The sequence below is a fragment of the Methylocapsa aurea genome (assembly GCF_000746085.1).
Taxonomy (GTDB): Bacteria; Pseudomonadota; Alphaproteobacteria; order Rhizobiales; family Beijerinckiaceae; genus Methylocapsa; species Methylocapsa aurea.
In genome coordinates this window covers 1-10,044 of sequence record NZ_JQKO01000033.1, presented here as the reverse complement: position 1 = coordinate 10,044, position 10,044 = coordinate 1, and the positions used below count along the sequence as shown (strand labels likewise).

Here is a 10,044-nt window from a genome sequence, read left to right as displayed (position 1 = left end):
CTTGAGATGCTGGTCGGGGTTCTGGCGATCCTGAAGGCGGGGGGCGCCTATCTGCCGCTGGATCCGGCCTATCCGGGCGAGCGGCTCGGCTTCATGATTGAGGACGCCGGGATCGCGCTGCTGCTGACGCAGGAAAGCGTAATCAACCAAAGCGTGGAGGGCGGGCTTGGCGGTTTGGCGTCCGGCGCGGGCAAGGGCGGGGTGTCGATTTTGCGGCTTGACCGCGACGCCTTGCTTTGGGCGGGACAGCCGGCCTCCGATCCGCCGCCGCTCGCCGGCGCGGACAATCTCGCCTATGTGATCTACACCTCCGGCTCCACCGGCCGCCCCAAGGGCGTCATGGTCGCGCATCGGAGCCTTTCCAATTTGGCGCGGGCTCAGGCTCAGGGATTCGCTTTGAGCCCGCGCGACAAGGTTCTGCAATTCTCCTCGATCAGCTTCGATCAGACGGCCGAGGAGATCTTTCCGACATTGCTCAGTGGGGCGACCTTGGCCCTGGCGCCGCGCCGCGCGCTCGACTCCATGACGGGATTTTTGGATTTCATCGCCCGCGCCGAACTGACGGTGCTGCCCTTGACGACGGCTTTCTGGAGCCAGCTGACGGCCGAACTGGCGCAATCCGCAAACCCGCTTCCGGCCGGATTGCGGCTGCTATTTGTCGGCGGGGAAAAGGTCGCCGCGGAAAGCCTGCGTTCATGGCGCGCCTTGGCGGACTCCAAGATCGTTTGGGTCAACACCTACGGCCCAACCGAGGCGACGATTACCGCGACGGCCTTCGCAATGCCTGGCGCAAGCGCGGTGCTTCCCGCCGACGTCCCGATCGGCCGGCCGATCGCCGGCGCCAGGGTCTATGTGCTGAACAGGGATCTTCAGCCGGTTCCAGCCGGCGTTGCGGGCGAGCTCTTTATTGGAGGGCCCGGCGTGTCGCGCGGCTATCTGCGGCGCCCTGGCCTCAGCGCGGAGCGGTTCATCCCCAATCCTTTCGGCCCGCCGGGCTCCCGCCTCTACCGCACCGGCGACCTCGTCCGATACCGGGAGGATGGCGCGATCGAATTTCTTAGGCGCGTCGATCATCAGGTCAAGCTGCGCGGATACCGGATCGAACTCGGAGAGATCGAGGCGCGGCTCGGCGAACATCCCGGCGTCCGCGAAGCGGCGGCGACGGTGCGAGAGGCGGGATCGAGCCGCCAATTGGTCGCTTATGTGACCGGCGCGGGGAAAGCGGCTCCCGATTGCGCGACGCTGCGCCAATGGCTGCGCGAGCGCCTGCCAGGTTTCATGATTCCAGGCGCCATTGTCGCGCTGGACCACTTTCCGTTGACCCCTGGCGGCAAGATCGACCGCAAGGCCTTGCCGGCGCCGGACGCCGGGCCTCGCGCCAAGGAGGGACATGCGCCGCCCAGGGATGCGGTGGAGGAGATCTTGGCCGGCGTGTTCTCGCAGGTTCTAGGCCGCGATCCTGTCGGAATCGACGAGAATTTTTTCGAGATTGGCGGCCATTCCTTGGTTGCGTTACAGGCGGTGTCCCGCATCCGGCGCGACCTCGGCGTGGAAATCACGCTTCGCGCCATGTTCGAGGCGCCGACCATCGCCCAACTGGCCCATGTGGTTCGGCGGACCGCTGCGCCAGGGTGGCGGCCGGCCGCCCAATCGGCCCTGATCGCGAGGCAGCGCGGAGCGACCAACCCCTTGTCCTTTGCGCAGCAGCGGCTTTGGTTCCTCGACCGGCTGGAGCCGGCCAGCGCCTTTTACAACATGCCGCTCGCCCTGCGCCTCATCGGGCGTTTGAATGTCGTCGTCTTGCAGCAGGCTTTGCGGGAGGTCGTGCGCCGTCATGAGGCGCTGCGCACCAGTTTTCCGACCGTCGACGGAGAGCCGGTTCAGCGGATCGCGCCGGAACTGCCGATCGATCTGTCGATCATCTCGCTGCGCGGCGTCCCCGCCGCGGCGCGCGCCGCCGAGTTGCGCCGCCTGGCCGAGGCGGAGGCCGCCGAGCCCTTCGATCTTGCAGCCGGTCCTCTGATCCGGGGCCGGCTGCTCGAATTGGGCGAGGCGGCGGAAGGCGCGAACGAATATGTGCTTCTCCTGACTTTGCATCACGCTATCGCCGACGGCTGGTCCCTGGAGATCCTCACCGGCGAACTTGCCGCGCTCTACTCGAGCTTTGAAGCAGGCGCGGCTTCGCCTTTGGAGGATCCAACTTTTCACTATGCCGACTATGTGCTGTGGCAGCGCGCGTTCCTCGAAGGGGAGGAACTGGCCCGGCAGCTGAATTATTGGTGCGCCCGCCTCAAGGATGCGCCGCCATTGCTGCAACTGCCCGCCGACTGGCCGCGTCCGCAGGTCCAAACCTATGCCGGAGCCAGCCATGACATGGTTTTGCCAGGAGAACTGGCGGACCGGCTCCGGGCCTTGGCGCGGCGCAATGGCGCGACGCTGTTCATGGCCCTCCTCGCCGCGTTCCAGCTGCTGCTTTCCCGCCATAGCGGTCAGGACGATATTTGCGTCGGAACGCCGGTCGCCGGGAGGCGGCGGGTCGAGTTCGAGGGAATGATCGGCTGCTTCGTCAATACTTTGGCGCTGCGGACCGACCTTGGCGGCAACCCAAGCTTCACCGAGCTGCTGGCCCGCGTGCGGGCGGCTACCCTGGAGGCCCAGGACCATCAGGACCTCCCCTTCGAGCGGCTTGTCACCGAGCTCAATCCCGCGCGCGACCTTGACCGCAATCCGCTGTTCCAGGTCCTCTTCGCCATGCAGAATGCGCCGGCGGCGCGGATCGAGGCGAAGGACCTCGTCATCGAGCCGGTCGAGGCTCGGACGCAGACCGCGATGTTCGATCTTTCGGTCGACGCGCTCGAGACTTCCGGCGGGCTGGAGTTTGTTTTCGAGTATAATACGGATCTCTTCTTGCGCTCGACCATCGAGAGGCTGGCCGGACATTACGCGGGTCTCCTTGCGTTTTTTGCCGCGCGGCCCGATGCGCGGATCGGCGACGCGCCCCTTGCGAGGGAGGCGGAGCGGCGCTGGCTTCTCGAGGCGGCAACTGGCGCGGCGCCAAATTGGCCCGCCAGCGCGAGCGTCGTGCGTTTGTTCGAGGATTGGGCCGAGCGCCGTCCCGAGCGGGTCGCCCTCGTTGACGGCGAAACGCGGCTGACTTACCGGGAACTCAACATCCGCGCCAACCGCCTGGCTCATCGTCTGATAGCGCTCGGGGCCGGACCAGAGGTCGTCGTTGGAGTTCATGCGGAGCCTTCGATAGGCCTCGTCGTCGCGCTCCTTGCCGTCCTCAAATCGGGCGCCGCCTATGTCCCGCTCGATCCCGCCTATCCCCGCGATCGCCTGCGGGCGATGATCGAGGATTGCGCGCCCGCTATTTTGCTTTCTCATTCGCATGCGGCCGACGATCTCGCCGGCGCGCGCCTTGTGCTGGATCTCGAGTCCTGCGCCCGTGAGGGCTTTCCCGATGCAAACCCCGCCGCTCCAATCAATGGCGAAACCCTCGCCTATGTGCTCTTCACTTCTGGTTCGACCGGGCGGCCGAAGGGGGTCGCGATCCCGCACCGGGCCCTCGCCAATCGGGTGACGTGGGGCGCGGCGGAATTCGGCCTTGGTCCGCAGGACGTCGTGCTGCAGCGGACCTCGCCGAGCTTCGACGTGTCCGCTTGGGAAATCTTCGGCGCTCTTGGCGCAGGCGCCTCCCTTGTCATCGCCGGGACCGCGGGCGCCGATCCCGAACGTCTTTGCGACCTCGTTGCGCGTCACCGCGTGACGATGATCGAGACGACGCCCTCCCTCCTGCGCGCATTGATGCTGACGCCGCGCTGGCGGGACTGCGTCAGCCTGCGCCTCGTTTGCTGCGGCGGTGAGGCGATGACCGGCGCCTTGCGGGCGCAATTCCACGCCGGCCGCGATTGCCGCCTCTACAACATGTATGGGCCGACCGAGACGACCGTCGACGCGAGTTTCTGGGACTGCGGCTCACAGGCCGATGGCGGCGGCGATGCGGGCGCCCCGATCGGGCGGCCGATCTTCAATCTCCGCATGCATGTCCTCGATCGGCATCTAAATCTTGCGCCGGTCGGGGTGACGGGCGAACTCTACATCGGCGGGATCGGTCTTGCGCGCGGCTATTTCGGTCAGCCCGGCCTCACCGCCGAGCGCTTCATCCCCGACCCATACGACGCGGCGGGCGGGCGGCTGTACCGCAGCGGCGATCTCGCGCGGCGGCGCGCCGATGGCGCCATAGAATTCCAGGGCCGCGCCGACCATCAGGTGAAGCTGCGCGGCTTTCGCATCGAACTTGAGGAGATCGAGGCGCTGCTGGAGGGGTTTCCCAGCGTCGGCGCCGCCGCAGTGTCCTTGATGACGGATGCGAGAGGCGAACAAATGCTTGCCGCCTATGTGGAGACGCAGGATCAAGCGGTGACGCCGGAGGCGCTGGCCCGCCATGCTCGATCGGCGCTGCCTGCCTATATGATCCCCACCGCCTGGCGCATTATGGCGGCGCTGCCGCGCGACGCCAATGGCAAGCTGCTTCGGTCCGCGCTTCCTGCCCTTTTGCCGCGCCGCGCCTTGCCCAGCAAGACGGCCGATGCGGCGCCCGCTAACGAGACGGAGGCCATGCTCGCCGGCCTCTTCGCCGACGTCCTGGGTCTTCCTTCGGTCGGGCGGCGCGATGGGTTTTTCGAGCTTGGCGGACATTCGCTTTTGGCGGTGCAATTGGCCCAGCGCGTGCGGGACGCCCTGCAAGTCGACATCTCGCTTGTGGCCTTGTTTCAATATCCGACGGTGGCGGCGCTGGCGCAATGGCTGCGCTCGGAGCGCATGGCGCCGGCCTCGCCTTTCGTCACATTGCGCGAAGGCGGCGCCGACCATGCGTCCCTGTATCTTCTTCCGACGGGCGCCGGCCATATTCGCAATTACCATCCGTTGATCGCGGCGCTTGACTGGGCCGGCGCAATCCATGGACTTCAGTTTCGCGCGGTCGAAAACCCCGCGATCGAGCCGCAAGCCTTCCAAGCGCTCGTGCGCGATAGCGTCGAGCTTCTGCGCCAGAATCATCGCGGCGGCGCTTATCGTCTGCTGGGATGGTCGCTTGGCGGGCTGATCGCGATGGGGGTCGCGGCCGGGCTCGAAGCGCTGGGCGAGAGGGTAGGTTTCCTGGGGTTGATCGACACGCTCCCGCCGCGTAATTTCGATGAGGGAGACTGGAAAGGACGCCTCGTCGAATTTATGGAGGACCCTGGAGACCAAGCCAATCTCGCCTCGCTGTCGGGGCGTGACGTCCGGGAGCTGGAGCGGCTCCTGGCGGAGGCGCCGCCGGCTCAACGTCCCGCCTGCGCCGCGCTATGGGGGCGGGAGAGGGGTCTTTGGTTCAACCAGGCGCCCATCGAGATTCTGCGGTTGGAGGCCGCCATGTGGCGCCATGGCGCAGCCATCGAGGACACATTCGTCTGTCCGCGCCTCGATCAAGGCGCGCTCCCTGGCCTCCATCTTTGGTGGGCGCAAGCCTCGCTCAACGCCGACGGCTCCCCGCCGCAGGATTGGGCCAGCAGGCTCGGGATCAAGTCGCATGTGAAAATCATCGAAGCGGATCACAACGCCATCATTTCCAGCCCCGATTTGCACGCATCCGTCAGGGATGCGCTGTCCCGCGTCGATCCATGAGTCCCCAATCGTGACCCGCCAAGCCTCGCGCTATATGGGCAAGGTCCTTCGTCGCGCCGCGGTCGCCGCGCTGGCCCTGGTCGGGTGCTTCGCAGGTTTCGTCGTTTACGCGGTCCGGGCGCCGCTGCCATTTGAACAAGGCGTTCTTAGGCTTGCCGGTTTGCGGGCGGAGGCCAGCGTCGACTTCGATTCGCTGGGGACGCCGCGCATCAATGCGGGCAGCCGCGCCGACGCGTTTCATGCGCTTGGATTCGCGACGGCGGGGGATCGCCTGTTCCAGATGGACCTGCTCCGGCGCGGGACGGCCGGGCGGCTGGCCGAGATCTTCGGCGGGCCCTTGCTGGAAGAGGATCGCTGGAACAGAGTCATGGGCTTTGGCGAACTGGCCGGCGTCATTCTGGCGTGGCTTCCGGCGGCGCAGCGCGAATTGCTGGATGCATATGCCGCCGGCGTCAACCAGGCGATGGCGGCCGCCGATATGTTTCCGGTCGAATTTACAGCCTTGGGCTATCGGCCCGAACCATGGCGGCCGGAAGACAGCATCCTTGTCATGCTGGCGATGCACGCGATGCTATCCTGGTCGGGCGATCAGGAGCGGACGGCGAGCGTCATGCGGCGATCCTTGCCGCCTTCCGCCGTCGCCTTTCTGACGCCCGAGAGCGACTGCTACAATGAGTTGCTCGCCCCCCGCGATCCGGCCCGCTGTGCGCCCGACGCCATACCCGTAGCCGATCTCGCCACGGTGCTCCGCGAGGGCGCGCAGAAAGAGGGCGACCGCGGCGGCGGCGCCAATCCGGGCATCGTTTCCAGCGCCGGCAGCCCGCGCGGCTCCAACGCCTGGGTCGTCGGCCCGACCAAGACGCGCGACGGACGCGCCATTCTCGCCAATGACATGCATCTCCAGCTTGCCGCGCCGGACATCTGGTACCGCGCGGAATTGCGCTATCCTGGCGCCAACCTGTCGGGCTTGACCCTGCCCGGCGTTCCCTTGCTGATCACTGGAAGCAACGGCGCGGTGGCCTGGGGATTGACCAGCGTCGAGGGGGATTTCGCCGATCTCGTCGTGATCGAGGAGGACCCTGAAAATAGGGACCGCTACAAGAGCCCCAAGGGTCCGCTTTCTTTCGAGACCAGACTTGAAACGATCCGTGTTCGCGGCGGCGCGGATGAGGCGCTGCGGGTTCGCACGACCATCTGGGGACCGGTGCTACAGGAGCCACTGCTAGGACGCGCGGCGGCGGCGCGCTGGACGGCGCTTGATCCGGCGGCCACCGATCTTGCTCTTGCGGATATGGACGGCGCCGCCACGGTGAATGACGCGATGGCGCTGCTCCATGGCGCCGGCGGACCGCCGTTGAATGTCCTTCTGGCGGATCGCTCGGGCAATATCGCCTGGACCTATATGGGGAGATTTCCGCGCCGGGCCGGCATGGATGGGATGTTCGCCGAATCATGGGCCGATGGGAGCAAAGGCTGGGACGGATACATTCCTGCAGACGAATTGCCGGCCCTCGTCAACCCGCCGAGCGGATTTCTCGTCAACGCCAATCAGAGGATGCTCGGGGCAGGTTACGCCAATGTCATCGGCCATGATTTTTCCAGCGGCTATCGGGCCTGGCGCATCGCCGAGCGCTTGAGCGCGCTCCAAGGCATCGGCGAGCCGGACATGCTCGCCTTGCAGCTCGATACGGCGACGGAGTTTTATCGCTATTACCAGCAGGCGGCGTTGCGCGCTCTCGACGGCGAGCCGAATGCCGGCCCGTTTTCGGCCGCGGAGCTGCGCCGCTATCTTGAGGCCTGGGACGGCCGCGCCGAAGTGAACTCGCTGGGGTTCGCGCTCATCGTGGAGTTTCGCGAGCGGCTGATCGAGGCCATTCTTACGCCGCTGTTTCGCAAATGCCGCGAGATCGATCCGACTTTTTCCTATCGTTGGAACGGAGTCGACGTTCCGGTTCAGCGCATGATCGACAGCGGCCGGACGGAATTGCTTCCAGATCGCGGGCGCTATCAGGATTGGCCCGGATTTCTGCGCGCAATTTTGATCCGCAGCGCAGAGACAGTGGCGGCCCGTCAGAATATGAAGACGTTCGCCGGATTGACGTGGGGCGAGGTGAACAAGGTCGACATAGCTCACCCCTTGACGGCGGCGGTCCCGGCGCTCGCGCGTTTCCTCGACATGCCTGTGCTTGCCTTGCCTGGTTGCGGACATTGCGTGCGATTCGCCGACGGAAAATTTGGCGCGAGCGAACGCATGGTCGTCGCGCCCGGACGCGAGGACGAGGGCATCCTGCATATCCCTGGAGGGCAGTCCGGCCAGCCGGGTTCGACGCACTATTTTGATCAGCAGGAAAGCTGGGTCGAGGGCCTGCCGACAAAGTTTTCGGATAATAAGGCGGGTCGCCGGTTGATGATGACGCCGGGGCCCTAAGGGCTCGCCGATGCGAAAACCTATGTAGGTTGCATTTAGCGTGTCGGAATTAGTCAGCCTGGAACGTTCTAACTGCAGAGAGGCGCCGGGCGGCCAGCACTAGGCGTCTCGCGAGCATTGATCTTTCCAGGGGGATAAGCCCGAACAATCGGAATTTCGAGTCCTGTGGCCGCCGGCGCCGGGATCAGCGCCCGCGCGCGTCGGCGACGGTTGCGCGTGCGCGCCAGCCCCAACCGAAGCAAGTCTTTCGAATAAGGCGGATCGGATGGCCTCATCCGATCCGCCCATGGAATTTCGCGCTCAGCGAATGGGGCCCGGCCCATCGTCCGGGTTACGCGGGACTATGTCCCCACATGCATTGTAAACGGGAGGAATCATATGAAGATGAAACAGAAGCTTTTGGCCGCGGGCGCCATGGCTGCCTCGAGCGTCCTTTTTGGCTCGGCGATCGCTCATGAAAGCCGCGTTCTTCCTGCATCGGTGAACAATATCCGGCTGACCGTTGGGTTCCACGCCGAGCCGGCCTTCGAGGACACCTTCAACGGCATCGACGTTATTCTCTACTCCTATGACGGCGCCTGCGCCGATCCGACGGATTTCTGGGGCAATCCCATCGATACCCGTGGAACGGCGGGCAATGCTGATCCTGACACCGTCAATCTGACGGTTGACGCCCTCTACCTGAAAAACCAGACCCCTCCGACTGGACCCAACGGCAGCGTCGCCCCCGCGGGAATCTTGAAGACTCTCGCCATCACCAACGCCTCCCCGCTGAAGGCGTCCTTCTCGGACCCCGGCACCTACAACAGCTTGTTCCGGCCGACGAATCCGGGCGGAACCGCGTCGGGCGGCGCCTATGGCTTCCGCATCAAGGGCGCCGTCCATGCGGGTCCCAGCACCTATAAATGCGAAGGCGAAGCGTCGGATCATGCCCTTGCCGCAAGAACCGCCACCATCGACGCCTACTTCATCTGCGGCGCCGGAACTTTCTCGCCGGGACATTCTTTCAATTGCATTGAAGCGATTCAATCCTTCCCCGGCAAGGCGGAGGATGGGTATGAGCCCAGTAAAGCCTACGGAAGCAGCGGCCATCGCTGAGCACAAGTCTATAATTGCTAAGAGCGGACCCGCTTATCGATGGGTCAGGCTCCAATTCTCTGAATTAGAGCATTTTCGAGCGAAGTGGATACCGGTTCGCGTTAAGAAAATGCGACAAAACAAAGACCTAGAGCTGCTTTCTGAATGCCGCCAAAACTGAAAGCGCTCTAGAAGCCTTCCAAAGCCATTGCGAATGGAGCGCGCTTCGAAGGGGCGTTCGTCCTCCGGGCGGTTGCCTGCCCGGAGTCATAAGAAGAAGCGTGACTCAGAGCGGCTTGCAGGGCGCCGCATTGCTCGCGCCGGCCTTCGCGCTGTGTCGGGACCATCGAGATCATAGCCGCCTGAGCGCATTTTCGAGCGATGCGGATGCCGGTTCGCACAAAGGAAATGTGACAAACCTAAAGAGGCGAAACTGCCTTCCAAAGTCCATTGGATCTGAAAGCATTCTCGCGAGAATCGTTTTTCAAGCGCGAGGCCGGTGTCAAACGCAACAAAATTTGCTATTTGCTGGGGATCCGAATTGGATGGATCCGTATTGCTTTGGGTAGGATTTTTGTACAGCGTTTGGGGACGGTTTTGCGGATTGGGACGCGGCGTTTTGGCGGGCGCGTTATTTTCGTTTGGGTTGTTTCTGCTGCTGGCGGGGCTGTTGGGGGGGTGCGCGCCGACGTCTTTTGGGGTTGGCAGCGGAGGCACTGAGCTGCCGGACGCGATGGACCATGTGCGCGGCCTCGATCTGCAGCCGCGCGCGCCGCGGGCGGCGGAGGCCGTCAATGTCGAAACCGGGGTCGGGGACCGGCCGCAGGTCTATTATGGGGTCGGCGGCGCGTCGGCGGCGCGGCCGTTGGGCG

At 64.9% G+C, this 10,044-nt stretch carries 3 protein-coding genes; all 3 read left to right on the top strand.

What is annotated here, in order from left to right; all coding sequences use genetic code 11:
• Positions 1–6: 6 nt before the first annotated feature.
• The 3 genes from DL86_RS15085 (at position 7) to DL86_RS15075 (ending at position 9,193) form a co-directional block, all read left to right on the top strand.
• On the top strand, positions 7–5,667 hold the full coding sequence (locus DL86_RS15085) for a non-ribosomal peptide synthetase (RefSeq protein ID WP_051953540.1): 5,661 nt from the start codon (positions 7–9) through the stop codon (positions 5,665–5,667).
• Positions 5,668–5,677: 10 nt separating this feature from the next.
• On the top strand, positions 5,678–8,095 hold the full coding sequence (locus tag DL86_RS15080) for a penicillin acylase family protein (RefSeq protein ID WP_162180448.1): 2,418 nt from the start codon (positions 5,678–5,680) through the stop codon (positions 8,093–8,095).
• Between the two features lie 384 nt (positions 8,096–8,479).
• Positions 8,480–9,193: a hypothetical protein gene (locus DL86_RS15075; RefSeq protein ID WP_156964702.1), complete on the top strand. Its 714-nt coding sequence runs from the start codon at positions 8,480–8,482 to the stop codon at positions 9,191–9,193.
• Positions 9,194–10,044 lie beyond the last annotated feature (851 nt).

Bases quoted from the DNA above. Each gene is read 5' to 3' on its own strand.
- DL86_RS15075 (WP_156964702.1), top strand. From the start codon at position 8,480: ATGAAACAGAAGCTTTTGGCCGCGGGCGCCATGGCTGCCTCGAGCGTC.
- DL86_RS15085 (WP_051953540.1), top strand. From the start codon at position 7: ATGCTGGTCGGGGTTCTGGCGATCCTGAAGGCGGGGGGCGCCTATCTG.